19 protein-coding genes are annotated in these 24149 nt (G+C 62.1%); 9 read left to right on the forward strand and 10 right to left on the reverse strand.

The window, feature by feature from the left end:
- Positions 1–189: 189 nt before the first annotated feature.
- The 4 genes from ACILSQ_RS25140 to ACILSQ_RS25155 form a co-directional block, all read right to left on the reverse strand.
- The gene (locus tag ACILSQ_RS25140; RefSeq protein ID WP_395746437.1) at positions 190–1152 is read right to left on the reverse strand and encodes a PmoA family protein; all 963 of its coding nucleotides are present in this window, start codon (positions 1150–1152) and stop codon (positions 190–192) included.
- 22 nt (positions 1153–1174) lie between these two features.
- Positions 1175–2449 (reverse strand): amidohydrolase family protein, encoded by a 1275-nt coding sequence (locus tag ACILSQ_RS25145; protein ID WP_395746438.1) that lies wholly within the window; start codon positions 2447–2449, stop codon positions 1175–1177.
- Positions 2450–2694: 245 nt separating this feature from the next.
- Positions 2695–3420, reverse strand: a complete 726-nt coding sequence (locus ACILSQ_RS25150; RefSeq protein WP_395746439.1) for a helix-turn-helix domain-containing protein — start codon at positions 3418–3420, stop codon at positions 2695–2697.
- A gap of 257 nt (positions 3421–3677) precedes the next feature.
- The gene (locus ACILSQ_RS25155; protein ID WP_395746440.1) at positions 3678–4040 is read right to left on the reverse strand and encodes a hypothetical protein; all 363 of its coding nucleotides are present in this window, start codon (positions 4038–4040) and stop codon (positions 3678–3680) included.
- Between the two features lie 252 nt (positions 4041–4292).
- Between ACILSQ_RS25155 and ACILSQ_RS25160 the strand changes: the two genes are divergently transcribed.
- Together ACILSQ_RS25160 and ACILSQ_RS25165 are read left to right on the forward strand one after the other, a co-directional pair.
- The gene (locus tag ACILSQ_RS25160; protein ID WP_395746441.1) at positions 4293–4631 is read left to right on the forward strand and encodes an RNA recognition motif domain-containing protein; all 339 of its coding nucleotides are present in this window, start codon (positions 4293–4295) and stop codon (positions 4629–4631) included.
- 69 nt (positions 4632–4700) lie between these two features.
- Positions 4701–7823 (forward strand): hypothetical protein, encoded by a 3123-nt coding sequence (locus ACILSQ_RS25165; RefSeq protein ID WP_395746442.1) that lies wholly within the window; start codon positions 4701–4703, stop codon positions 7821–7823.
- 24 nt (positions 7824–7847) lie between these two features.
- Here the strand turns inward: ACILSQ_RS25165 and ACILSQ_RS25170 are convergent, their stop codons facing one another.
- The 4 genes from ACILSQ_RS25170 to ACILSQ_RS25185 all read right to left on the reverse strand — a co-directional run bounded on the left by ACILSQ_RS25170 (position 7848) and on the right by ACILSQ_RS25185 (position 13284).
- Entirely contained in the window at positions 7848–10271 is a 2424-nt protein-coding gene (locus ACILSQ_RS25170) for a tetratricopeptide repeat protein (RefSeq protein ID WP_395746443.1), read from the reverse strand.
- 88 nt (positions 10272–10359) lie between these two features.
- Complete coding sequence (locus ACILSQ_RS25175; protein WP_395746444.1) at positions 10360–10803, reverse strand: ExbD/TolR family protein; 444 nt, start codon at positions 10801–10803, stop codon at positions 10360–10362.
- 144 nt (positions 10804–10947) lie between these two features.
- The gene (locus ACILSQ_RS25180; RefSeq protein ID WP_395746445.1) at positions 10948–11772 is read right to left on the reverse strand and encodes a MotA/TolQ/ExbB proton channel family protein; all 825 of its coding nucleotides are present in this window, start codon (positions 11770–11772) and stop codon (positions 10948–10950) included.
- Positions 11773–11838: 66 nt separating this feature from the next.
- Positions 11839–13284 carry a DUF1501 domain-containing protein gene (locus ACILSQ_RS25185; RefSeq protein ID WP_395746446.1) on the reverse strand — a complete coding sequence of 482 codons (1446 nt, stop codon included), beginning with the start codon at positions 13282–13284 and terminating at the stop codon, positions 11839–11841.
- Between the two features lie 142 nt (positions 13285–13426).
- Here ACILSQ_RS25185 and ACILSQ_RS25190 point away from each other — a divergent pair, with 142 nt between their 5' ends.
- The gene (locus ACILSQ_RS25190) at positions 13427–16489 is read left to right on the forward strand and encodes a DUF1592 domain-containing protein (RefSeq protein WP_395746447.1); all 3063 of its coding nucleotides are present in this window, start codon (positions 13427–13429) and stop codon (positions 16487–16489) included.
- Positions 16490–16511: 22 nt separating this feature from the next.
- On the opposite strand, the gene ACILSQ_RS25195 is transcribed toward ACILSQ_RS25190, so the two are convergent.
- Both ACILSQ_RS25195 and ACILSQ_RS25200 read right to left on the reverse strand, forming a co-directional pair.
- Positions 16512–16913: an HNH endonuclease gene (locus ACILSQ_RS25195; protein ID WP_395746448.1), complete on the reverse strand. Its 402-nt coding sequence runs from the start codon at positions 16911–16913 to the stop codon at positions 16512–16514.
- A 2-nt stretch (positions 16914–16915) separates the two neighbouring features.
- Positions 16916–17224, reverse strand: coding sequence for a hypothetical protein (locus ACILSQ_RS25200; protein WP_395746449.1), 309 nt, complete (start codon positions 17222–17224; stop codon positions 16916–16918).
- Positions 17225–17309: 85 nt separating this feature from the next.
- Here ACILSQ_RS25200 and ACILSQ_RS25205 point away from each other — a divergent pair, with 85 nt between their 5' ends.
- From ACILSQ_RS25205 to ACILSQ_RS25230, 6 genes are all read left to right on the forward strand, one after another.
- Positions 17310–18629, forward strand: coding sequence for a DUF1552 domain-containing protein (locus tag ACILSQ_RS25205; RefSeq protein ID WP_395746450.1), 1320 nt, complete (start codon positions 17310–17312; stop codon positions 18627–18629).
- Between the two features lie 53 nt (positions 18630–18682).
- Positions 18683–19186 carry an RNA polymerase sigma factor gene (locus ACILSQ_RS25210; RefSeq protein ID WP_395746451.1) on the forward strand — a complete coding sequence of 168 codons (504 nt, stop codon included), beginning with the start codon at positions 18683–18685 and terminating at the stop codon, positions 19184–19186.
- A complete protein-coding gene (locus ACILSQ_RS25215; RefSeq protein WP_395746452.1) occupies positions 19183–19638 on the forward strand; it encodes a hypothetical protein in 456 nt (151 codons plus the stop codon). The genes ACILSQ_RS25210 and ACILSQ_RS25215 overlap by 4 nt, the downstream gene beginning before the upstream one ends.
- Positions 19592–21100, forward strand: coding sequence for a hypothetical protein (locus tag ACILSQ_RS25220; RefSeq protein ID WP_395746453.1), 1509 nt, complete (start codon positions 19592–19594; stop codon positions 21098–21100). Before ACILSQ_RS25215 ends, ACILSQ_RS25220 begins: the two co-directional genes overlap by 47 nt.
- The gene (locus tag ACILSQ_RS25225) at positions 21097–22623 is read left to right on the forward strand and encodes a hypothetical protein (protein WP_395746454.1); all 1527 of its coding nucleotides are present in this window, start codon (positions 21097–21099) and stop codon (positions 22621–22623) included. The genes ACILSQ_RS25220 and ACILSQ_RS25225 overlap by 4 nt, the downstream gene beginning before the upstream one ends.
- Before the next feature lie 71 nt (positions 22624–22694).
- Positions 22695–24149, forward strand: a complete 1455-nt coding sequence (locus ACILSQ_RS25230; protein ID WP_395746455.1) for a hypothetical protein — start codon at positions 22695–22697, stop codon at positions 24147–24149.

Consider the following 24149-nt stretch of genomic DNA (forward strand, 5'->3'; position numbering starts at 1 on the left):
AGAGCACGGATTGGATGGCCTACGGAACACACGGAATACGCGGAAAGGATCAGAAGGCAGAATTGAAAAAAGCAGATTGAGTGGTCTATAGAGTACTTGGAATACTACGGAAAGGATAAGAGGGAAGAGATGGAGGAGGTTTGAGAAATTAAAGTCTGGTTCCGTGTATTCTGTGTGTTCCGTAGGCCATCACTTCGCGTAGTTTTGCCACTGGGCGTCGATCCATTTGGCATCGGGGGCGCCGTCGAAGACGAGGATGCGGTATTTGGAGATGTAGGGTTTGCCGGGCTCGATGGACCAGTCGCCATCCTGGGAGGGAGCGATGCAGAGCTGGGGGTTTTTGGGATTGAGGCGGAGGGGCTGGGGGAAGCGGAAGTTCGAGGGATGGATGAGGATGACCATGCCGGTGGGGGCGCCATCGACCTGGCCGCCGATGTGGACCCATTTGCCTTTGGTGGAGTCGCCTTTGGCGCGGTCGTGGCCTTCGCTGGTGAGCATGGTGACGGCATCGACGGGGTTCCAGGCGAGGTTGCCACGGACGCCGAGGCCGCCGTAGTGATAGGTGGGGAGTTTCAGCGCTTTGTCTGTAGCGCAGGTTTGGGTGCTGGTGAGGTCAATGATGTTGGCGGGTTTGCCGTCGAGATCCTTTTGCGAGACTTCGACGTTCCAGGTTTCATTGAGGACCTTTTGATCGGGGGCGTGGCTGTGATCGAGGAAGAGGTGCTGGCTGATGAAGCCGCCGACGTCAGCGCCGCCCCAGCTTTTTTCGAGTTTGGCAAAGCGCACTTCGGCAAGGATTTGATCGCCGCTTTTGTTTTTGCCCTCGCCTTTGCCCTGGTTCCAGAAATCGGGGTGGGAATCACCGAATTCGGTCTTGGTCCAGGCGAGCCAGATGCCGCGATGCCAGCGGTGGTCCTCGGGGTGATTGCCGGTGACGAGCTTGCCGCTGGGGGAATAGACGGGGTGCAGGTGCGCGCCGTGTTTGAAAACGGGGGACACGCCTTCGGGGACATCGCCGGCTTCCATTTGGTAATCGCAGATCGCCTTTCCGCCGGTGCTGAAGTGCAGGACGGAGCCCTGCTGTTCCACCTGGATATCGGCGGCGAAAGCGGGGAGGGTGAGGAGGGCGGCGAGGAGAATGGCTGGCTTCATGACCATGGAACGTGGCGGTGGCTCACAAACTCGCAGGCTTTAGGAGCGTTCCGGCTTTCACCACACCGCCCTGCATGACGGCGAGGAGGTTGTCGCGGTTTTCGAGGATGGAGATGTCCGCAAGCACATCGCCAGAGACGACGAGGACGTCGGCGAGCTTGCCCGGTTCGAGGGTGCCGATTTCTTTTTCGCGGCCCATCATTTTGGCGCCGCCGAGCGTGGCGCATTTGAGGGTGTCGAGCGGGGAGAAGCCGACGTAGTTGACGAAGAAGGTCAGTTCTTGCGCGTAGGTGCCGTGAGGTGTCCAGGCGAAGCCGTAGTCGCCGCCGAGGCCCATGGTGCCGCCGGCTTTGAGGACTTTGCGGCAGCTTTCGGCGCCGGCTTCGAGGGTTTCCTGGTGGCCGTCCAGCACGCGCTGGGAGAGGCCGAACTCTTTGCCGCGCTGCACGCTGAAGAGCTCGAAGCCGAGGCCGGGACACATGGGGACGTTGCGCTTGAGCAGGAGGTCGAGGCACTCGTCGTCCATGAATGTGCCGTGCTCGATGGCGTCGTATCCGGCTTTGAGCGCGTTGCGGATGCCTTCGGTGGCACGGCAGTGGCCGGTGACCTTGAGGCCGTGATTGTGCGCGGTGGCGACGACGGCGTGCATTTCCTCGAAGGTCATGCAGAGGGTGTGATGGTCGTTGATGTCGGGAGAGGCGGCGTCTCCCGTGGGGTAGGTTTTCACCCATTCGATGCCGTCTTTGACAAGTTTGCGCACAGCGGTGCGGGCCTGTTCGGGGCCGTTGACGATGAAGACGATTCCCTCCATACCGATGCGGCGGTAGTCGGGGTTCCAATCCATGAGGCCACCGGCGCCGCAGATCTCGCGACCACTGGCGCTGAGGCGCGGGCCGGGGATCATGTCCTCCTCGATGGCCTTCTTCATCCACACGTCGATGTTGTGCAGGCAGCCGCCGCTGCGTGCGGCGGTATAGCCGCATTCGAGGGCGGTCTTGGCGTTCACGGCGGACTGCAGGGTGACGTACTCGACGGGGAATTTGATGTCGAGATCCTGCAGCTCGGAGACATTGAAGTAGGTGAGGTGGATGTGAGCCTCGATGAGGCCGGGCATGATGGTGCCGCCTTGGGCATCGATGATGCGGGCGTCGGGAGTGGGTGGTGCGTCTGTGGCGGGGCCGGCGTAGGTGATGAGGCCGTCGGTGATGATGAGGGCGGCGTTGGGGATGGCGGGTTTGCCGGTGCCATCGACGAGCTGGCCGTTTTTGACGACGGTGGTGCCTGATTGGAGCTTCATGGTGCGCGGATGCTATCGCGTTGGCTTGCGCGTGGATAGAACAGAAACGGCAGGGCTTGGAATATTTGCGGCGGGGAAGGAATGCTCGAATTTTGCCGCAGAGGGGCGGAGAGGCAGAGGGGGCAGAGGTTTTTGATCTCAAATCTCTGCTCGCGCTGTTCACATTGCGTGAGGTGCCGCGTGAATGATGGATCGAAGAGGAAGGCACGGGGTCAGAGACCCCGGCACCTTGGGACTGCGGCGAATTATGAGTGCGTGTACTTCTCGCGATAGGCGCCGGGTGTTATGCCTGTAACGCGGCGGAAGGAGCGGGTGAGGTGGCTTTGGTCGGCGAAGCCGCAGCGGAGGCTGATGGCGGCGATGGATTCGCGGGTGTCCACGAGGAGGCGGCAGGCGGTTTGGATGCGGAGGCGTTTGAGGTACTGCTGCGGGGGCAGGCTGTATTCGCGGAGGAAGCTGCGCTCGAAGGCGCGGGGGGACATGCCGACGCTGCGGGCCATGTCGGTATTGGTGACGGATTCGCCGAGGCGGCGGGTCATGAGGGCGATGACGACGCCGAGGCGGATGTCGCTGCGCTGGTCGATCTGGGTGGCATCGAGCACGCGGGTGATGCCGGCGGTGCCGATGATGCGGCTGCGGGGAGTGCAGACGGGGCGTTTGGTGGTGAAGCACCAGGAGGCGGTGTGGTCGAAGCGGCCGACAAGTTCGAGGCGGCCTTGGACGGTTTGGCCGGCGAGCACGGCTTCATCACCGGCACGGAAATGGGCGGCGAGGTGAGGGGGGGAGAGGTCGTCGTCGGTTTTGCCCAGCACCTCGCTGAGCTGGTGCATGCCGTAGTTGAGGAGGAAGGTGCGGTTGACCCAGAGGTAGCGGCGTCTGGCGTCTTTGATCCAGGCCTGCACGTCGGGGAGGACGTCGAAGAGATCGCGCAGGGCTTCGATGGCGGAGGTGGCGGCGGCATCGGCTTTCACGAGTGGGAGAGTAGATGCGTTATTGGACCGGAGCGGCATTCTTTTTTGTGAGTTGGGTGGGTTTGCAACGCGCACGGCAGCGGTCAGGTTGGGTTCTTCGGTGGAGCTTGATCTAGCGAGAGGGATAGGATCGAGGACGAGTTCGAGTAGGAGGACGAGGACGAGGACGAGGACGAGGACGAGACGGAGGAGAGGGGTGGGCATGAAAAAAGCGGAGCCGCAGGGTGCGGCTCCGCTTTGGAAGAGGGCAATGATGATTACTGACGGACTTCCTTGATGTGCTTGTCAGGGGCGGCGTCGAAGGCGGCTTTGCTGGCGGCATCGGCGAAGGCGACCTGGCGGGTGTAGGTCACGGTCTTGGAGGCATCGGACTTCTTCTTGCTCAGCGGGCACTGGCCGGCGACGGCGTTGAGGATGTTGCTGAGGTAGCCTTTGGGGGCGGCGGTGAACTGGGCCTTGCACTTGTCACAGCAGACGGCCACGGTCTTGGTGTAGGTGCTGGTGATCGAGGGGTTGGCGGGTTTGCCCGAGATGGGGCAGATGGTGTTCAGCGGCTCGGCGGCAGGGGCAAGACCGGCCAGCAGGCTGAGAGCGGCGATGAGGGTGAGGATGTGTTTCATGGTGGGCTTGGAGGTATGGGACGGCGGACTCGGATACGAATTCATGGATTTTCCGCAACTGAAACTTTTTGCCCCAGGGGCGGCGGGGGCCGGCCGGCGCGCTCAGGCGCGGATTGACACCCTTCCGCCCCGGGCGTACTTTCACGTCCGTGTGTATCCCCCCGGGAGGGATGCAGACAGAGAAAACCCGGTTCACGCCATGACCTGTTTTCTGACACACGTGCTCCATGGCTCATCTTTACCATTGATGCGATGAACCTCTATGTGAGCAATCTGCCCTACACCATGACGGATGAGGAGCTGCAGCGGGAGTTTGCGGCTTTTGGAAATGTCTCCAGCGCGCGCGTGGTCAAAGATCGCGAGACAGGGCGCTCGCGGGGTTTTGGGTTTGTGGAGATGCCGGTCGAATCAGAAGCGCTCACGGCGATCAATGCGCTGAACACCAAGGAGGTGGGCGGGCGGCCCCTGCGGGTGATCGAGGCACGGCCGAAGGAGGAGCGCCCGCCGCGGAATTTTGGCGGTGGTGGCGGCGGCGGTGGTGGCGGTAAACGTGACTCGCGTGAGGGCTGGGACCGCAACAAGAGGTCCTGAGAAAAAATTCACAGAAGATACAGCGGTCTCAGCGGTTATTGGAATGCACCTGTTTGAAAGGTGCCAACCATGAAGACTCCTCTGCTCCTGCTCATGTGCAGCGCCGCGCTGCATGCCGCTGAATACAAGGTCGCCAAAGACGCGCAGGCGCCGGATTTCAAGACGATCGGCGAGGGAATCGCGGCGCTGAAGCCGGGCGACACGCTGACGATCATGCCTGGGGAATACCATGAGGCGATTCAGACGGCGGTCAGCGGCACGGGGGAGGCAGCGATCACCATCCGGGCCTGGCGGCCGGGCACGGTGGTGATCCGCGGTGATGCGGAGCTTGGGGGCTTCAAGCCCGCGCCGGGGCTGCGGCATGTGTTTGTCACGCCGTTCAAGCAGCGCGCCGAGAGCGTGGCGGAGCGCAGCACGCTGCGGATGCTGGAGCCGAAGCTGAGCGCCGCCGAGCTGGAAACGGCGCTGGGCAGCTACTACCAGGATGAGAAAGGCGGGCTGCTGTATGTACACACGACGGACTCACAGCCGCCGGAAGCGCACGCGCTCTGCGCCTCCGTGACCAACGCGTGCGGCGTGGTGTTTGACGCCAAAGGAGCGGTGATCCAAAACATCATCATGGACGGGCTGGCATTCACCGGGTTCAGCCATCGTGATTACGATCTGCAGCACGGCGCGCGCACGCGCTGGGGGCTGATGTTCAAGAACGCGAAAAACGTGACAGTGCGGAACTGCACCGCCTTTCTAAACAGCGGGGGCATCCATCTCTCCGGCGGCGGGCAGGGCTGCGTGGTGGAAGACTGCCATGCGTTTGCGAACTGGTCGCGGCATGTGGACATCGGCAACAACATCAACGGCTGGGGCGTCAGCGGCACCACGTTTCGGCGGAACCGCGTGGAGGGATTCGCATCGGAGGCGAGCTCAAGCCGGAGCGACATCACCTTTTACAGCGGCGGGGCGGGGTGTGTGATGGAAAACAACATCGCCTTCAACGCAGGGCTGATGATCAAGGGCGGTTTTGATGATGCCATCCAGCGTGGGAATGTGACTGTGGGCCACAAATTTTACCGCGCGCCTGACCACACGAATTTTGAGCTGCCCGCGCAGCCGGGTGCGAAGGAGCACGGACGATTTGCCGACTGGTGGAATCACGATTTCCGCCTGCAGGAGGCTGGAAGCGGCGTGTTTTTTGTCTCGCCTTCCGGTGATGATGCGGCGGGGGGGACCTCGCTCAAGCAGGCGTGGCGCACGCTCAAGCACGCGGCCGAGACGGCGCAGGCCGGGCAGACGATTTACGTGATGGCGGGCGAATATGCGGAGCCGCTGGTGATCGTGCGTGGCGGCGCGGCGGAGAAGCCGGTGCGCTTTTTGCGGCATGGGCGGGACCGTGTTGTCCTGGGCAGTGTGGAACTGCGCGCACCGCATGTGGAAATCGAGGGATTTGAAGTCCGTGCGGGCATCCGTGCAGAGGGAGTGGAGGATGTTTCCATCCGAAGCTGCGTCGCCTCCGGCGTGAAGTGTGCGAAGGTGAGCGGGCTGCGCTTTGAGCATAATCTGGTGCGTGAATCCGGTCTCGCGCTTGTTGATTCACCGCGGTCCAGCGTGTTGGCGAATGTCTTCGGCAAGGGGGCGAAGCTGGAGGTGGATGCGCCTTCGCAGACGGGGCTGTGGGCGGATGCGAACCGGTTTGCGGACCAGGGCGAGCTCGGCATCGGCGCGGACGAGGTGCTGAAGGCGGGTTCGCCGCTGATCGGGCGCGGCCCCCTGGCCAGCGCCATAGGGCCCTTTAAACGGATGGCGGTGAAGCGGCCGCTGCCGGTCGAAAACGTACTGGTGCATGAGGTGGGCGACCGCACAGCCACGGTGGAATGGTGGACACCCACGCAACTGGCGCCGACCACGCTGGAATGGGGGCCGGATGCGAAATGCGCGGACAAGGTGGAATCGAGGCGGGGGAGCTTTCATTCCGTGAGTCTCAAAGGTTTGAAACCGGGTGCGGCCTACTACTTCCGCCCGGTGCCGAAAGGCATGGATGACGAAATGATTTTTGCGCCGCATGCGGTGGAGAGCGCGGTGGCCGCCGCCGCAGCAGCCCCTGCACCGCAGACCTTCACGACTGCGGTGAAGCGCGAGGCGCCACGCACCTTTCATGTGGCGACGAATGGTGATGACCAGCGTGACGGCCTCTCCGTGCAGAATGCCTGGCGCACGCTGGTGCATGCGGCGGATGCGGTGCGGGCGGGAGACACGGTGCTCATCCATGCGGGCACGTATGAGGAGACGGTCACGATCCGCAGCTCCGGCCAGGAGGGCGCGCCCATCACCTTTCGTGCGGCACCTGGCGAGGTGGTGTGGATGGACGGCAGCGAGCGCTTTCGCAGCACGGCTTTCCGCCTGCTGAACAAGCACTTCATCCACCTGGACGGGCTGCGCTTCCGCCATTTCCGCTTCGGGCCGGATTCGGGGCCGATCATCGACATCTCGGCGGGCTCCGGCCACGTCATCAGCCGCTGCTTTCATGACGGGCGGGAGCTGGACGGGTACGTGGGCACTCTGGTGGCCGCGGCGGACTGTGATCATCTGCTCATCGAAAACACGGTGATGATCAATGGCATGAACGAGGGCATCGCCGTGGCACGCTGCGCGGATGTGACGGTGCGGCAGTGCGTGTTTTACAACAACTTCATCCGCGCGATGACGGCCTGGCAGTTTGAGCCAAAGCTGCTGGTGCATTTCTCCCACAACCTGGTCTGCGACAACCTGCCGCGAAAGGTGAACAACTCGCTGCTGCGCCTTTCGCACCTGAGCTGCCTGCGGTCGGATCACAATGTGTTCTTCACGCGCATCGCCGGGGAGCAGCGGCGCATTGTGGAGACCGCCGACATTGGCGGCAAGCGTGTGGGCCATCAGGATCCGGGCAGCTATCGCGGCGAGAACCTCGTCCTGGCGGAGGTGCAAAAGCTCGCCGGACAGGAGAAGAGCACGCGGTATGGGAATCCCGGCATCGCCGCTGCCAGTCAGCTCCTGCCGCCGGCGGCGGTGCCGAGCGAGTGGGCCAAGGTGGAGCTGCACCGGCAGGGGAATAATTTTGCGCCGCTTGATTTCAAGGATTTCATTCCAGCGCCGGGGAATCCGCTGGCGACCGCGGAGGATGGCAAGCCGGTGGGGCTGGAGCCTGCGGCGTTTCAGTAGGACTCCTGTTCCACAGGAGCAGGGCTACTTTGGCTGATACTTCGGATAGCGCTGCTGGAGCTGCTGCAACATCTGCTTAGCCTTGGCGGAGTCTCCGGCTTTCTCCAGCACCTGGGCGGCTCTGTAGAGGGCGTTGGGGGTCACGTCGGGGTCGTCGAAAAACTGGCTGGGCACGGCATATTTGGCGGCGGCATCCTTCCATTTGGCGATGGCGGCCTCCTTCTGGCCTTCCGCGGCCAGCTTGTCGCCCTGGGCGGCGTAGATGTCGCCTTCGAGGGTGAGGAGCTCGGCCTGAAGCTTGCCGTCCTTGACGACCTGCAGCGCATCCTGGGCCACTTTGTCGGCCTCATCAAAGAGCCCTTTGCCGAGCTGGGCGCGGCCCTTGGTCAGCAGCGCGCGGGAGCGGGCGGCGGTGTCCGGCTCTGACTTGAGGAAGTTGTCCGTGGCCTGGATGCTGGCGTCGTAGCTCTGGTTTTGCAGTTGCGCCATGCCAAGGTAGTTCCACACGACAGGCTCCGTGTTTTCCGGGGTCTGCGGCGTGACGGCGAGCTCGAGGAAGCGGGCGGCGCGCTTGAAGTCGTCGCTGCTGTAGAGCTTGAGGCCGAGCCATTTCAAAACGATTGGGGACACCTGGCCGTCCGGTTTGGACTGCAGGTAACTGTCGATGGTCTTGGAGAGTTTGTCCGCGTTCTGGCGCGCGTAGTCACAGAGGATGAGGAGCTGGCTGGATTTTTCGAGATAGTCCTTGCTGTCGATCTCAATGGAGCGGCGCAGGGCGGGGACGGCCTTGTCGTAGATCTTCTGGTCAAAATAGCCGCGGCCGATGCCGTAGTAGGCCTGCGCAGCGGCGGTGGTGTTGGGGAATTTTTTCAGCAGGGTTTCAAAGGCGGTGACGGTGGCCTTCGGATCCTTCTGCTCCATGGCGATGAAGCCGAGCTGCAGCCAGGAGAGCTCGCAGGCGTCGGATTTGGGGAACTCCTTGGTCACGTGCTCAAAGTCTGCCTTCGCCTTCGGAAGGTCACGGGCGTCTCGATTGGCGAGGCCGCGGCGGGCGTAGGCCTTGGGGAGAAACTCGTGCCCTGGATTCTCGTTGATAAAACGGGTGAAGGTGCCAACCGCCTCCTGGTGGCGTCCGGCCTCGCCCTGAGCCCAGCCCATGTTGAAGAGGGTGCCGGGGCGCAGCTTCTCGGGGAGTTTTTCGATGCTGACCTCATTGTAGCTTTGGGCCGCCTGGGCGTAGTCGCCTTTGTTGAAGTAAAAGTCGGCGCGGATCAGACGGGCCAGCGAGAGGTATTCGTGATCCGGATGCTTCGGGGCCTGACGGGTGATGAAAGCGGTGGCAAACTCGCCGAGGTCCTTGTCATTCAGCAGGTAGAAGCAGTAGAGCTTCCAGTAGCCTGCCTCGAAGGCTTCGTCGGTGTCGGGATGGTACTGCTCAATCATCAAGTAAACCTCCACGGCGCGGGCGTAGCTCTTGCGCATGCGGTAGGAGTGGCCGACGAGGAGCAGCATCTTGGCGCGGGAGGCTCCCGGCGGCAGGACCTCGGAGTTCTTGTTGAAGTAGTCGATGACGGCGTCGTAGTCGCCTTTGGCATAGAGGGCCTGAATGATGCCCACGAGAGAGATGCCGCGGTTTTGCTCGCTCGTCTCCGGCATGCGCAGCGCCTTTTCAAACATGGCGATGGATTCGTCCGGCTTCTTGAGCTCGGCATAGAGCACGGCGGCACGGATGCTGGCCTCGGCGACGATGGAGCGGTCGGAGCTGGTTTTGACGAGCTCGTCAAAGATGGGCAGGGCCTCGGTCTTTTTATCCTCTCCGAGATAGATGCTGCCGAGCGTGAGGAGGGCTGTTTCGCGGTAGGGATTGTCCGTTTTCACCGCGATGACGCTGTTCAGGGCGGCGGCCTGTTTCGCCTTGTCCTTGAGCATTTCATAGGCGCGGCTTTTGTTGTAGGCGGCGGCCAGGCGGACGGCGGCGCTTTTGGTTTTGGCCTCGCAGAAGCTGAAGAACTTGGCCGAGTCCGCAAACTTGGAATCGTTGAAGGTCATGGCCCCCAGGCGGTAGGCGGAGGAGGGAGCGCCCTCGCTGGCGGGGTAGCGGTTCACCACCTCCTCATAGTAGCCCGCGGCCTGCTTGAGCTGGTTTTGCTTCATGTAGCACTCACCGATGCGGTAGAGCGCGTCCGGCACCTGCCTGCCGGAGGGGTACTGCTGCAGATACTTGGCATAGGACTGCGCGGCCATGCCCCACTCCTGACGGTCGTAGGCCAGGGTGGCAAAGTCGAACATGTCATCATCCGGCCCTTTGGTTTTCACCGGAGGCGCTGCCGGACGGGATTTGGGATCCTCCGTCACGGGCTGGGCCTTGGGCGGCGGGCTCACCGGAATGGCCTTGGGCACATCATCCTCCACGGGCAGGGCGCGCGGGGGGGCAGGCTGCTGGGCCATGGATGAAAACGCCACCAGGCAGAAAAGCGCTGGAACGAAACGGGGCGCATGGCTGCGCGAGGCGGTTGGGAACTTCGCGGCGGTCATCTCACTTGGGCGTGGCGGCAGGTTGGTCGGCGTCAGGTTTGCGCGTGGCAAAGGCGATGTTCCAGATGCCAGCCTTCTGGCAGGTGTCCAGCACGCGGATGACGTGCTGATAATCCACAATCTCATCGCCGCGGAGGATCACGGCCTGGTCCTTGTAGAGGGCGACGATGTTTTTGAGCTTCACCAGGAGCTCGTCGGTGTTGAACTTCTGGCCGTTGACGAGGATCTCGCCGTCTTTTTTGATGTTGATGATGATCTCGCCGACGTTGCGGGACTCCTTCTCCTTGCCCTCCTCGGCGGCGGGCACGCTGACGTCCATGACCTGCTCCTCCTTGGCGTACTGGAAGGTCACGGCAAAGAAAATGACGAGCAGGAACAGCACGTCCACCAGCGGGGCGAGCTGCATGGGCGAGGGTTCGATGGAGTGCTGTTTTCTGAAATTCATGGCAGGGGGATTGCGGAGCTGGCCAATGACGAAATCAGAATGACGAATGACGAATGCCCTGCCAGTCATTCCTGGCGGCACTTCTCGTCATTGGAGCTTCGGATTTCATTCGTTATTCCTCATTCTGGTTTCGTCATTCTCACTCTACTGGCCGCCGACGGCGCGGGCGGCGCGCTTGTACTGCACTGCGAGGAGGGCCATGAGATGCGTGGTGGCGGCCTCCATCTCGGAGATGAGGCGGTTCGTTTTGCCACGGAAGATGGCGTAGAACATGAGGGAGGGAATGCCGATGACGAGGCCGGAGGCGGTGCAGAGCAGCGCCTCGGAGACGCCCTGGGCGAGGCCGAGCTGATTGGAGCCGCCCACGCCTTTGCCGGAGATCTCATGGAAGGTGGTGATCATGCCCAGCGTGGTGCCGAGCAGGCCAAGCATGGGGGCGATGGCGCCGACGTCGCCGAGATAGGCGATGCGGGCCAGCAGGAGGCTGGACTGGCGGTTGCCCTCGGCCTCGGTCACTTCCTTCACCTCTTCAAAGCTGGCGGTGGGATTGCGCGTGGCGAAGTCGAGGGTCTTGGAGGTGATGCGGGCGATGCACTCGTTGCGGCGGTTGCACACGGCCAGCAGGCCCAGGTAGTCCTGCTTGCGAATGAGGGCGTCCGCGGAGTTCATGAAGGCGTCGCTGACCACGGTGCCCTGGCGGACGGTGAAGCCAAAGAGCACGATCATGAAGAAGGCGATCATGGAGAGGATGATCAGCGGGTAGGCCATGACGCCGGTGCGCTTCACAAAGCCCTGAAAGGTCAGCACATCCCCATAGGGGTTGTCTTCGGCAGCGGCAGCAGCGGGCGCGGGGGTCACGGTGGCACCACGGGCGGCAGGCGAAGGCTGCTGGGCCTGGGCGTTGTTGAGGTTCATCGTGAAGATGAGCGCCACCAGCACGGCCAGGGCGAAGAGGATTTTTCGGTGCATGAGGCGGCGATTGTAAACGTATGCGCCAGCCTTGCAAGGGGCCGGTGGCTGGCTTTCCCGGCCCGGTCAGGCCAGCAATTCCCGCACCACCTTGCACTCGTTTACGCCCGTGAGGCGGAAATCGAGCCCGGCGTATTTGTATGTGAACTTCTCGTGGTCGAAGCCCAGGATGCGCAGAATGGTGGCGTGCAGATCATGCACGTGCACCGGGTTTTCCTGCGCGGCGAAGCCAAACTCGTCCGTGGAGCCGTGGGTGTAGCCGCCGCGCACACCGCCGCCCGCCAGCCACATGGTGAAGCCGTAGTGGTTGTGGTCGCGGCCGTGCTGCTTGCCGGCATTGGCGCCGGGGGTGGGCAGCTCCACCGCCGGGGTGCGGCCAAATTCACCGCCCCACATCATGAGGGTGTCATCCCACAGACCGCGCTGCTTCAGATCGCTCATGAAAGCGGCGATGGCACCGTCGGTTCGCTCGCCGAGCTTGCGATGTTCCAGAATTTCGTCGTGGTTGTCCCAGGGCTGGCCGGCACCGGTCCAGAGCTGGATAAAGCGCACCCCGCGCTCCAGCAGGCGGCGCGCGATGAGGCACTGGCGGCCAAAGGCGTGGTCCCCGTACATTTTGCGGACGGATTCCGGCTCCTTCATGATGTCAAAGGCGTCCGTGGCCTCCATCTGCATGCGGTAGGCCAGCTCGTAGCTCTGCACGCGGGCCTCGAGCTGCTGGTCGCGGTCCTGGGCGACCAGATTGCGCTGATTGAGCTCCTGGAGGAGGTCGAGCTGGCGGCGCTGCTGCTTGAGGTCGAGCGAGCCGTTCTTGATGAACTCCACCAGCTTCTCCACGCGGGTGTCTTCGGTGTTGATGTAGGCGCCCTGGTAGGCGCTGGGGAGGAAGGCGGACTGCCAGTTCTTCGTGCGGCGCGTGGGCATGCCGCCGGGGCACATGGCGATGTAGCCCGGCAGGTTCTGATTTTCACTGCCGAGACCGTAGGTGACCCAGGAGCCCATGGTGGGGCGGTTGAGACGGCCTTCGCCGCTGTTCATCAGGCCGAGCGAAGGTTCATGATTGGGCACGTCGGCGTGCATGGAGCGGATGACGCAGAGGTCGTCTGCGAAAGCCCCCGTCTTCTCAAAGATCTCGCTCACCTCCAGGCCGCACTGGCCGCGCTTGGTGAATTTGAAGGGGGACTTGAAGCCGGCGCCGGTGGGGCGCTCGGTTTTGAGCACGTTCGGCAGGGCCTTGCCATCGTATTTGTCGAGCTCGGGCTTGGGATCGAACGTGTCCACGTGGGAGGGGCCGCCGTTCATGAAGAAGTGCACCACGCGCTTGGCCTTCGGCTCAAAATGGGGGCGCTTCAGAGCCATGGGGTCCATGGTGGCCGCCGCAGCCTGCTGACCGGTGAACAGGGAACTGACCGCCATGGAGCCAAAGCCCATGCCGACACGCTGCAGCAGCTCACGGCGCGTCAGAAACGCATGCTCCAGATTGGGGGCATGATGGGAGAAAGTGGAACTCATGGGGGGTAATAAGGATACGTCCCGGCAGGGGGATGTTTTCGCGTGATTCTTTGGGCGCGATTTATAGCACAGGAAAGCACAAAAAAGGAGCGAAAGCTGCTGATTAAAAACCATTGGCTGCTCGTATCACTGGTACCCCCTCATGTTTCTGAATTCACGCCATCTTGCTCTGGCCGGCTTTGTCGTCGGCACGTTTTCGCTTTCCGCCGCCCCGGCGTGGAAGGACGCTGAAGGCGTCCTCAAGGCGAAGTGCTACGAGTGCCACAATCCCAAGAAAACGAAGGGGGATGTGGATTTGCAGCAGTTCGCGGCGGACCCGCAGCTCACCAAGCATTTCGAGGTCTGGCTCAAGGTGAAGGACACCATCGAAAACGGGGACATGCCGCCGCCGAAGGCCCACCAGATGACCGACCAGGAGCAGAAATCCCTGCTCGGCTGGGTGAATGGGGAGCTGGACGCCCTGGCCGCCGCGCAGTCTGGCGATCCCGGCCCGGTGACGATGCGGCGGCTGACCAATGCCGAATATGACTACACGATCCGCGATCTGACCGGGCACGACTACGGTCTGGCCAAGGAATTCCAGACCGACGGCGGCGGTGGTGAGGGCTTCAGCAACACGGGCGACGTGCTCTTCATGAGCCCGGCGGCGCTGGACAAATACTTTGGTGCGGCACGCAAAGTGGCCGAGCACGCCACCATCATGCCGGGGACGGGCATTGTGTTTAATACGCAGCGCATCGGACTGCGCGGGCCGGAGCAGGTGAAGGCGCAGGCACAGCAGGCGCTGTATGTGTGGTATCAGCAGAAGTCCGGGCCGTTCCTGCCGAAGGACTTCGACGACATGCGCGAGGCGGACTACATGGTGGCCTGCTGGAAGCACAAGCACTTCAAAACGCCGCTGGAACAGCTTGCCAAGGAAGGCGGCCTGACGCTGCCCTTCCTGCAAAACTGGAACGCTTTGGTGAACGCCACGGAGCCGAAATCGCGCTTTCTGGATCTCACCCGCGTGGCATGGCGTGAACTTCCCGGACCGGATGCGGCGAAGCAGGGGCAGGTGCCGCAGGCGGTCATCGATGGCGCCAAGGCGATCCAGGCGCAGCTTCTGTCATGGAACAATCCCAAAAAGCCCGGCAGCGGTGTGCAGCGCCAGCAGCAGGACGCCGACGGCATCCGCGCCTACAACATGGTGCTGGATGTGAAGGGGCAGAAGCGCGTGCACCTGTGCATTGGCGATGATGGCGACGGCAACAAGGGCGACATCGCGCTGATCACCAAGCTCGATGTCCGCACGACCAAAGGCCAGCACCTGCTCTACATGGACTGGCTGAACAAGCAGCTCGGTGAAGACCGCAAAGCCCTCGGTGCCACGCCTCCGCCCGCCAATGCTGAGGCGCTGAAGCAGCGCATCGCCGAGCTGGAGAAGGTGAAAAGCGCCTTTGGCAAACATCCGCAGGGCCGCCAGATTGAGCCGGGTGTGCTGGCCATCGCGGCCCCCCTGGTTTTCACCCTGCCGCTGCCGGAGACCGTCACCCAGATTCACGCCGAGGCACGCCTGGACCTGCAGAATCCCGACATCAATGACGGAACCATCCAGTGGAAGCTCACGGCGGGCCAGCCGCCGGATGTGACGAAGATTTTCCCTGGCTTCCTCACCGTCTGGAAAACGCAGACCGATGCCGCGCGAAACACGATGCGGGATTTCAGCATGATGAAGCAGGCCTTTCCGGACATGTATGAGCGCCGGCTGGAGGAAGTGGCCAGCAACCTCTACCGCCGCAAGCCGGGCATCACGGTGTACTACTTCAGCGACGAGCAGCTCGGGCAGATTCTCGGCCCGAAGGACCGCGACTACCTCGCGGCCATGAAAAAGGACTTTGGCTACACGGCCAATCCCAATCTCAATCCCCAGCAGCAGAAGGAGTTCGACTCCGCCCTGCTGGGCCACCTGCGCTATTTTGCGGGCCGTGCGTGGCGCCGGCCCATCACTCCGGAGGAAAGTCAGAAGCTCGACGCGCTCTATTTCGAAGGCCGCAAAAAGGAGCTCGATCGTGAGTCTGCCGCGCGCGAGGTCCTGGTGCGCATTCTCGTTTCTCCCTACTTCCTCTTCAAGGCGGAGACCCTTCCCTTGGCCAATGCCGCCCCGGGAGACGTGAAGCTCAACGCCTTTGAACTGGCCTCCCGCCTCAGCTACTTCATCTGGGCCTCGCAGCCTGACTGGGAGCTGCGCAAAGCCGCTGACGATGGCAGCCTGCTGAAGCCGGAAGTTCTGGCCGCGCAGACAAAGCGCATGCTGCGCGATGTGAAAGCGAACGCGCTTGCCAAGGAATACGCCGGCCAGTGGCTCAAGTTCAACGGCTTCGACGAGAAGAGCACCGTCGATGAAAAGAAATACCCCGAATTCACCGCCGACCTTCGCAACGACATGCAGCGGGAGACCACCGAGTTCTTCTCCCACCTGGTGCGCGATGACCGCAACGTGGGCGACATTATCGGCGGCGATTACTCTTTCCTCAATGAGCGGCTGGCCAAATTCTACGGTGTCCCGGGGGTCGCCGGCGGTGAATTTCGGGAAGTGAAAGTGGCGCAGCAAAATCGTGGTGGTCTGCTTGGCATGGGGGCGATTCTGACGAAGACCTCACGCCCCAACCGCACCAGCCCGGTGCTCCGCGGCGACTACCTCTACCAGGTGGTGCTGGGCTTCAGCTCCCCGCCGCCACCGCCGAATGTGCCCAAGCTGCCCGACAGCGCCGTGAAGCCCGCCTCCCTGCGCGAAGCTCTCATGATTCACCGCACCGACGCCGCCTGCGCTGTCTGCCATGAGCGCATTGATCCTCTCGGTTTTGCGCTAGAAAGCTTCGATCCCATCGGCCGCTTCCGCACCGCGGATGAGACCGGGGGCAAGATCGACGACACCGGCGAGCTGAAGGACGGCACCAAGTTCCAGGGCCTCGCCGGTCTGCGCGGCTACCTCAGGAAGAACGAGGCGAATTTCACCGCCCAGTTCTGCCGCAAGCTCCTCGGCTACGCCCTCGGCCGCCAGACGATGCCGAGCGACAAAGCGCTGCTGGCCAAGATGCAAACTACGCTGAAGCAGAACGGCGGGAAGTTTTCCGCAGCCGTGCTCGAAGTCGTCAACAGCCGCCAGTTTCTCAACCGCCGCAGTGAGGCGGTCATGGCGGCTGCGAGCGCACCGGAGGCCAAGTAATTCGCCCCTGCCGGAGAGACGATCAATCCAAAGGGTGCTTCTCCAGAATGGCCTGCCGCTGAAGAAGATTGAGGTCGCTGTTGAATTGCAGCAGCCAGGCCGTGGTGCGGCCAATGTCTGTGATGCCAAGAATGTGTGCTCCGGAGCGCCGGAAATGCTCATCCCAAGCATCTTTTCTCGGATCAAAGAGGCGGACAGGAAGATTCGTGTCCGGGTCGAGACTGACCAGATTGGTGCCTTTGTGCAGATTGCAGCTCATGCACGCGAGCGCGAGATTTTCTTCGGCGCTCACTCCACGATGCTGTCTGGCGATGATGTGTTCGATGTGGAATGGCGCATCGATTTCATCCTCCATTCTCAGACGGCAGTATTCGCAACGACGACCGGCCCGTTCACGAACCTGCTCTTTCAGCTTCGCATCCAAAATCAGGCGGCCTTGAAGTTCTGCAGAAAAGCCCCTGCCTTCAGGCGCAGGATGGACATCAGTTTGCCCGCGTAAATCAACCCTTCGTACTCACTGCGTTCGTTCGGCGTCAGCCCGCCTTCATTGGCTTTGTCTGCCAGTTCTTCCATCCTGCTGAGTTTTTCTGCATTGGGCGGCATGTTCACCAGCCGCCGCGCACCTTCGACCGTGAAGATTGGCTCGCTGGGGTCAAGCGCCTGCTCCAGTTCAGAAAACGCGTTCATGCTTGAAACAGTGCCATACTGGCGCGGGAATCGCAAGCGGGGGATCATTTCATCCATTCTTGGCCTCGGACGAGCTTGCCTTGTGCAGCGTGAATAAATGGGCCATTCAAAGCGTAGTTATAGTACCCCCTTTATGAACCTTTCTCGTCGCAAATTCCTCCGTGGCACCGGCATCGCTCTTGGTCTGCCATGGTTTGAATCCATCAACTCCTTTGGGGCTGATGCGGTCAAGAACAACACCGCGCCGCGGCGGCTGGCTGTGTGCTTTACAGGCAATGGTGTGAATCCGCACCACTGGGGTGCGACGCAGGGAGCTGCGGGCATGGAGTTTATGAAGACGCTCTCACCGCTGGAGCCGATCAAGAAGCATGTGAGCGTGTTCAAGGGATTGTGGAATCCAACGACGGTGGAAGGGGAGGGCGGGCACTACCCGAAGATGAACGTGCTGTGTGGTCTCAAGGTGAAGAAGACCACCACGGACGTCGAAGTGGGCACGACCATGGACCAGCTTGTGGCAGCGCAGACGGGCAAGTTTACGCCCGTGCCCTGCGTCGTGCTCGGCACGGAGCGCCCGAGCTACAGCACGGATTCCGGCTTCACCTCCATCTATTCCGCCTACATTTCATGGAACACGCCGACGACCCCCGCGCCGAAGGAGATCTTCCCGCAGCAGGCCTTCGACCAGCTCTTTGACGACGGCAGCAAGCGCAAGCGCGACAAGAGCATCCTCGACCTGGTGATGGAGGACGCCGGTGCCCTCAAACCCAAACTCAGCCAGCGCGACAAGCAGAAGCTCGACGAATACCTCACCTCCGTGCGCGAGATCGAGCAGCGTGTGGAGCTGGCGGAAAAAATCAGCCAGGCTGAAACGAGCGGTGCCGGCTGGCAGCCCACGGTGAAGGTGCCCACGCTTGCCCGTCCGGGCGCCGGCATTCCCACCAGCGCGGAAGACCACCTGCGCCTCATGTTCGACATCATGCTCCTGGCCTTCCAGATGGATCGCACCCGCGTGGCGACGTTCATGATGAACAACGACCTCTCCAACATGCGCTTCCCCAGTCTGGAAGGCATCAGCGGCGGGATCCATGAGCTGTCCCACCATGCCAATGACGAGCATCGGCTGGACATGTACCAGCGCGTGAACCAGCATCAGGTGAAGCTCTGGGGCGAGTTCCTCACCAAGATGCAGGCCACCAATGAAGGCGAGCGCACCCTGCTGGAAAACAGCATGGTCATGCTCACCAGCAGCCTCTTCGATGGCAATGCGCACGACTCACGCCAGCTCCCCGTCGTCCTCGCGGGCAACGGCGGCGGCACCATCCAGGGCGGCCGCTTCCACGACCTCAGCGCCGATCCGAACCGCAAGATGTGCCGTCTGCACATCGCGCTCATGGATCGCATGGGGCTGCATGTGGGGCACTTTGGTGATGCGGAGAACGCGCTGGCGATTTGAGTTAAATAAATAAAATCGCCAAGCCCGTGCGTCGTTTGCCAGATTGACCACGGATGCCGCCTTCTGAAGAAACACTCACCCGCCTCCATGCCGACTACGCCGTCAGTGCGTATCGCTTCGCGTGGTCGGTGACGAAGGATGAACTGCTGGCGCAGGAGGTGGTGCAGGAATTGTTTCTCAAACTCGCGCGGGATGCCGCGGTGGTCGCGCAGGCGGAGTCTGAGCGGGCGGTGATCTTTACTCTCACGCGGAATCTGGCGCTGGATGCCTTGAGGCGTCGTTCATCGCGGCAGGAGGCCATGGAACGATTTGCCGAAGAGCTGCCCGGCTGGTTTGTGCCTTCTGCGGATGCAGAGGCAGAGGAAACCCGTGCGCAGATCACCGCCGCGCTCGCTGCTTTGCCGGAAGAGCAGCGCAGCGTCATCCACCTGCATGTCTGGGAGGAGCTGGGCTTTCGGGAGATTGGCGAGCTGCTGGGGCTTCCCACTCAAACCGTCGCCAGCCGTTACCGCTATGGATTGGAAAAACTCCGCGCTCAAAAACACACCCTTGTATGAAACACGACCCCGAATCCACCCTCCGCGCCCAGCGCTGGCGCGATCCGCCGCCGGAGTTTCTTGAGCGCGTTTTGAGCACGGCACTGGAAGAGTCGCGGCAGCGTCCTGGAGTGCTCCAGACCTCTGGAGCTTTGCGCGCGCCTGAGGACGTTCGAAAGCGCCGGAGGACCGGCGCACTCCAAGACGCTGCCGCGCCGAAACGCGCGCCAAGGCTGCTGGCGTTCCTGGCCTTCATCCCACGCCCGCTCCGCCTGCCTCTCGCGGCCTGCTGGCTGATGGCCTTGTTCTTTCGTGTGACCACGCCCCAGGCCATTCCGCAGTCCACGCTGGACAGCTATGCGAAGCTGCCGCCGCTGACGCCCGCGCAGCTTCTGGCCAATCTCAAACAAATCGAAAAGCTTGCCGATGAACTCCTCCACCCCCAGCACCAAGGCCCGCAGCCGCCTCTCTAAGTGGGGCCGCCGGCTGCTTTGGTCTGGTATCTGCCTGGCCTCGCTGCTCACGCTCTACTACCAGTGGGAAAACTGGCGCAGCGCGCGTGAGCTGAAGGAGGCGCATGCACGGCTGGTCGAACGCATCGGCACGGATGACATGTGGGTGCAGGCGCCGCCTTCGATTCCTGATGAGCAGAATTTTTTTGCGCTGCCTGTGGTCGCACAATGGGCTGCGGAAGACTTGAAGAGAGGCAGCAGTTTCAAGGTGTATCGTGTGCCGAAGGATGCCTTCTGGCCGGAGGACCTGCCGGAACCGAAGGTCATGAAAGATGAGACGGACGGCACTTCCAAGGTGGACTGGACAGGGCGGGGCACTCCGATCGACGTGGTGGCGCTGAATCAGGCGCTGGGCGATGCGAACGGGCTGCTCACTCAGCTTGGCGCGGGACTCGGCAGGCCTTTTGCATGCCTCAAGCCCGGGCTGCGGGAGGCGCTGGAATCAGCAGGCAAGGACCGGCATGACGTGGAGATTCCAAACATTGTGCAGATCATGCAGAGCCAGCAAAAACTCTGCCTGCATCTGCGCTGCGCGGCCGAAGCGGGCGATGTGGCCAGAGCAAGGCAGACTGCGCTGATCTCCCTGCGCCTCTTTGCAGAATCCGCCGCCACGCACGGCACACTGATCGTTTCCATGCAGAGCCTGGCCTGTCATAGCATCGCATTTGAAGCGCTTCAGCAGGCGCTGGGCTATGCCGTCTGGGATGAAGCCAGCCTGCGTGCGTTGAAGCTGCAGCTCGCAAAGATCAATGATCTGGAGATGCTTGAGCGCTCGATGCGTGCGAATGCGCTGTGGGGATTCGCCACGGCGATCAGTGTTCGGGATGAATGTGCCAGGGGCAACGCGGATCTTTTCAAAGAGAACTACCAGCAAGACGCCAAACGCTGGGGGTGGAGGCTGTGGCACGCATGCTTCACCTGGGCCTATCTTTATGGCCCCAGCGGCTGGCACGATGCCAACCTCGCCTTCTATCTCAATGCGGAGCTTGATGTACATTGTCTTGCAGGTGAAACGATGTGGATGTCCGCGGGAGACCGCCGCGACCAATACAAGGCGCGCCTGAAGGAAATTTTTCCTGGAGACCCACGCCGGATGCTGGGGGTCATGGGATCGCCCAATATAGGCAATCTTTTCTCGGCTGCCGCCCGCACACTTTTCCGCCGCCGCTGCCTCATCATAGCCTGCGTTTTGGAGAAGCACCGCCTGCTGCACGGCAGCTATCCGGCCTCGCTCGAAGCCGTGCAGGATGAGCTGAAGCTTTTTGCGGTCAACGATCCCGCTCGCCCAACGCAGATGCCTGGCTACCGCCTGGAAAAAAGCGGCTACCTGCTGTGGTCAGCCGGACACGATGCGCAGGACAATGGCGGCATGGACGACAGAGACTGGCTGTGGCGCATGAAACTCAATACGACATCGCCATGAGCTCCTGGTATTCGGTTCGCTTCATTCACTGGCTGTGGTCCCTGGTCTGGAACCGCCGGGTGGGCTGGACGCTTGTCTGCCTCATCTCGCTGCTCACGCTGTACTACCAGTGGGAAAACCGCCGCAGCGCGCGGGAGTTGCAGGCGGCTCATGCGCGTATGGTTGCGCGCATTGGCACGAATGACTGGGTCGCATTCGCAACGCCTGGTGTTCCCGATGAGCAGAATTTCTTTGCGCAGCCGGTGGTGGAGCAGTGGCTGCATCGCGATGGGGAGAGAGTGAAATACATCATTCCCGAAAACGCCTTTGTGCCTCCGGGTTTCACCCGACCATCGATCATCGAAGCGAAAGGGGGCGGCAGCTCCCGTGTTGATTTTACTTCATGGGCCGCGGGACGCGATTTGAAGGGAGCAAGCTCCGCCGTGGCCATGAACCGCGAGCTTGGCGATGGCAACGGCCTGCTGCCCCAGCTTGCCGCAGGGCTTTCGCGGCCCTTCTCCGCGTGGAAGCCAGCGCAGCGGGAGACCTTCAGCAACGCGGGAGCGAACCCCTATGGGGCACCTCAGCCCCACATCAGCAATGTGAACAATACGATGCGCGACCTGGGGCTGCATCTGCGAGCAGCCGCCGCCGCGGGTGATGTGGAGAAGACGCGCAGCACGGCGCTCATCCTGCTGCGGCTGTTTCCTGAGTCCGCCACCTCGCATTCCTGGCTTGTGGGTTCACTGGTCAGTACGGCGGCGCATGGACTCGCCTTTGAGGCCTTGCAGGATGCCCTTGGTCACCCATCCTGGGATGAAGGCGGCCTGCGCATGCTGCAGCTCCAGCTTGGCAAGATCAATGATCTGGAGGTGCTGGAGCGCGGCATGAGCATGGACGCGCTGATTGGTTTTGGCGATGGCATCCACATCCGCGAAAGGTGCCGCCAAGGGTGGGCTGCCACGGAAGAGATGCGCTTTAGCGCTGACGATGGCTCCTGGTACAAACCCACGGAGGGCTTCGCGACGCGCTTCTGTTATGTTTATGGTCCCACCGGCTGGCACGATGCGAACATCGCCTTCTTCGCGGAGACCTATCTCGACATGCTGGGGCCCAAGGGCGAGTCCGAGTGGATGGAGGGCAAGGCGCGTGGCGAGATGCTGAAAAGACGGCGTGATGAGGAATACCGTCACCTCGACTGGAACATGCGGCGCAAGATCGGAGCGCTGTCGCTTCCCAATGTGGGCAACCTTTTCGATGCTGCCGCAGAGGTGCTTTTTCGCCGCCGCTGCCTCATCATCGCTTGTGAGCTGGAGAAGCACCGGATGAAGCATGGTGGCTTTCCGTCTTCGCTCGAGGCGGTGAAGCGCGAACTCAACCCCTTTCCTGTGAACGATCCCGCACGGCCTAAACAGATGCCCGGCTATCGTCTTGAAAAAGGGGGCTACCTGCTGTGGTCCGCCGGACAGGACGGTCGGGACGATGGCGGGCAGGCTGAGAAGGACTTTATCTGGCGCATGAAATTCAATCCTGAACTCCCATGAACTCCTGGTATTCCGTTCGCTTGGCACGCTGGCTCTGACCGCGGCTCTGGACCCGCCATACCGCCTGGGCTTTGGTCTGCCTTGTCTCGCTCATCACGCTGTACTACCAGTGGGAGAACTGGCGCAGCGCGCGTGAGCTGGCGGTGGTGCGTCTGCGCATGGTGGAGCGGCTGGGCACGGATGATCCGCTGGCCCTGATGCCGCCGAAGGTGGCTGATGAGGACAATTACTTTGCCAATCCAGTGCTCGAAAGCTGGCTGCGTGTGACACAGCCGGAACGGGGGCAGATGCAATACACGGCGCCTTCAAACGCGCTGCTGCCTCCAGGCTTCATTCAGCCCGAGATTGTCGATTCCGCAGACGGGGAAATCGACAGGCTCGATCTGGATGCGTGGATGAAGAAACGTGGAGGACAGGGGAGCGAAGCCGCTGCCGCCGTATTGGCCCGTGAACTGGGAGATGGCAACGGCCTGCTGCCAAAGCTGGCCGAAGGTCTCAACAAGCCTTTCTCGGTCATGAAGCCTGGGCCGCGTGAGGCCCTGGAAGCAGCAGGTGACGATCCATGCATTGCGGTGATCCCCAACTTTCATGGCCTGAACGATTTCCAGCGCCAGCTAGGCCTGCACCTTCGCAGCGCCGCGCTGGCCGAAGACACGGCAAAGACGGTGAGCACAGCGCTGATCATGCTGCGCGTCAGCGAAGGCACGGCGCGCGGCGGCCTGACCGGCTGCCTGGTGCCGCTGGCACTGCATGAGACAAGCTTTGATGCCTTGCATGAGGCGCTGAGTCATCCGGCATGGACGCCGGAGACGCTGGGCCGCCTGCAGGTGCGGCTGGGCCAGTTTGATGATCTGCAGCAGTACCAGTCTGCGCACGGTCAGGAGATTCTCGGCACGTTTTCCATGCTCGTGTATCTGCGGAATCACCGCCCGGAGCTGCATGAAGTCATTCGCCACCGCTCCACCAAGCCATGGCTGTGGCAGAGACTGGCGGAGGACATTTTCGATTGGGTTGTCGTGCTCGGTCCCATCGGCTGGCATGATGCCAACATCGCTTTTTACACGGATTGCATGCTGGAACAGCTTGGGCCGCCTGGAGCCAAGGCCTGGCTGACCGGGACGGCCCGGGGCCAGGCAGTGCGCTTGCGCAGCCGCTCCGAAAACTCCTGGCCCAATCCGCGGCGCTTTCTCGCTGGCATCGCCATTCCGAATGTGGGCAGCCTTGCGGAAGTCGCGGCAAAGACCCTTTTCCGCCGTCGCTGCCTCATCATCGCCTGCGCTTTGGAAAAGCACCGCCTGAAGCAGGGTGGCTTTCCTGCGTCTCTAGAGGCCGTGAAGGAGGATCTGAAACTCTACACGATTACAGATCCGGCACGGCCCAGCATGCCGCTCGGCTATCGGCTCGAAACCAAGGGCTATCTGCTCTGGTCCGCCGGACCGGATGCGAAGGACGACGGCGGCACCAGGGACAAAGACAAGCCATGGCGAGAGCACGACTGGCTCTGGCGCATGCAGCGTGAGCCGTGA

The sequence above is a fragment of the Prosthecobacter sp. genome, assembly GCF_044227185.1.
Lineage (GTDB): Bacteria > Verrucomicrobiota > Verrucomicrobiia > Verrucomicrobiales > Verrucomicrobiaceae > Prosthecobacter.

Excerpts from the sequence above, each read along its gene's own strand:
- ACILSQ_RS25140 (WP_395746437.1), bottom strand. The coding sequence starts at position 1,152 with ATGAAGCCAGCCATTCTCCTCGCCGCCCTCCTCACCCTCCCCGCTTTC.
- ACILSQ_RS25145 (WP_395746438.1), bottom strand. The coding sequence starts at position 2,449 with ATGAAGCTCCAATCAGGCACCACCGTCGTCAAAAACGGCCAGCTCGTC.
- ACILSQ_RS25155 (WP_395746440.1), bottom strand. The coding sequence starts at position 4,040 with ATGAAACACATCCTCACCCTCATCGCCGCTCTCAGCCTGCTGGCCGGT.
- ACILSQ_RS25160 (WP_395746441.1), top strand. The coding sequence starts at position 4,293 with ATGAACCTCTATGTGAGCAATCTGCCCTACACCATGACGGATGAGGAG.
- ACILSQ_RS25165 (WP_395746442.1), top strand. The coding sequence starts at position 4,701 with ATGAAGACTCCTCTGCTCCTGCTCATGTGCAGCGCCGCGCTGCATGCC.
- ACILSQ_RS25170 (WP_395746443.1), bottom strand. The coding sequence starts at position 10,271 with ATGGCCCAGCAGCCTGCCCCCCCGCGCGCCCTGCCCGTGGAGGATGAT.
- ACILSQ_RS25175 (WP_395746444.1), bottom strand. The coding sequence starts at position 10,803 with ATGAATTTCAGAAAACAGCACTCCATCGAACCCTCGCCCATGCAGCTC.
- ACILSQ_RS25180 (WP_395746445.1), bottom strand. The coding sequence starts at position 11,772 with ATGCACCGAAAAATCCTCTTCGCCCTGGCCGTGCTGGTGGCGCTCATC.
- ACILSQ_RS25185 (WP_395746446.1), bottom strand. The coding sequence starts at position 13,284 with ATGAGTTCCACTTTCTCCCATCATGCCCCCAATCTGGAGCATGCGTTT.
- ACILSQ_RS25190 (WP_395746447.1), top strand. The coding sequence starts at position 13,427 with ATGTTTCTGAATTCACGCCATCTTGCTCTGGCCGGCTTTGTCGTCGGC.
- ACILSQ_RS25200 (WP_395746449.1), bottom strand. The coding sequence starts at position 17,224 with ATGATCCCCCGCTTGCGATTCCCGCGCCAGTATGGCACTGTTTCAAGC.
- ACILSQ_RS25205 (WP_395746450.1), top strand. The coding sequence starts at position 17,310 with ATGAACCTTTCTCGTCGCAAATTCCTCCGTGGCACCGGCATCGCTCTT.
- ACILSQ_RS25210 (WP_395746451.1), top strand. The coding sequence starts at position 18,683 with ATGCCGCCTTCTGAAGAAACACTCACCCGCCTCCATGCCGACTACGCC.
- ACILSQ_RS25215 (WP_395746452.1), top strand. The coding sequence starts at position 19,183 with ATGAAACACGACCCCGAATCCACCCTCCGCGCCCAGCGCTGGCGCGAT.
- ACILSQ_RS25220 (WP_395746453.1), top strand. The coding sequence starts at position 19,592 with ATGAACTCCTCCACCCCCAGCACCAAGGCCCGCAGCCGCCTCTCTAAG.
- ACILSQ_RS25225 (WP_395746454.1), top strand. The coding sequence starts at position 21,097 with ATGAGCTCCTGGTATTCGGTTCGCTTCATTCACTGGCTGTGGTCCCTG.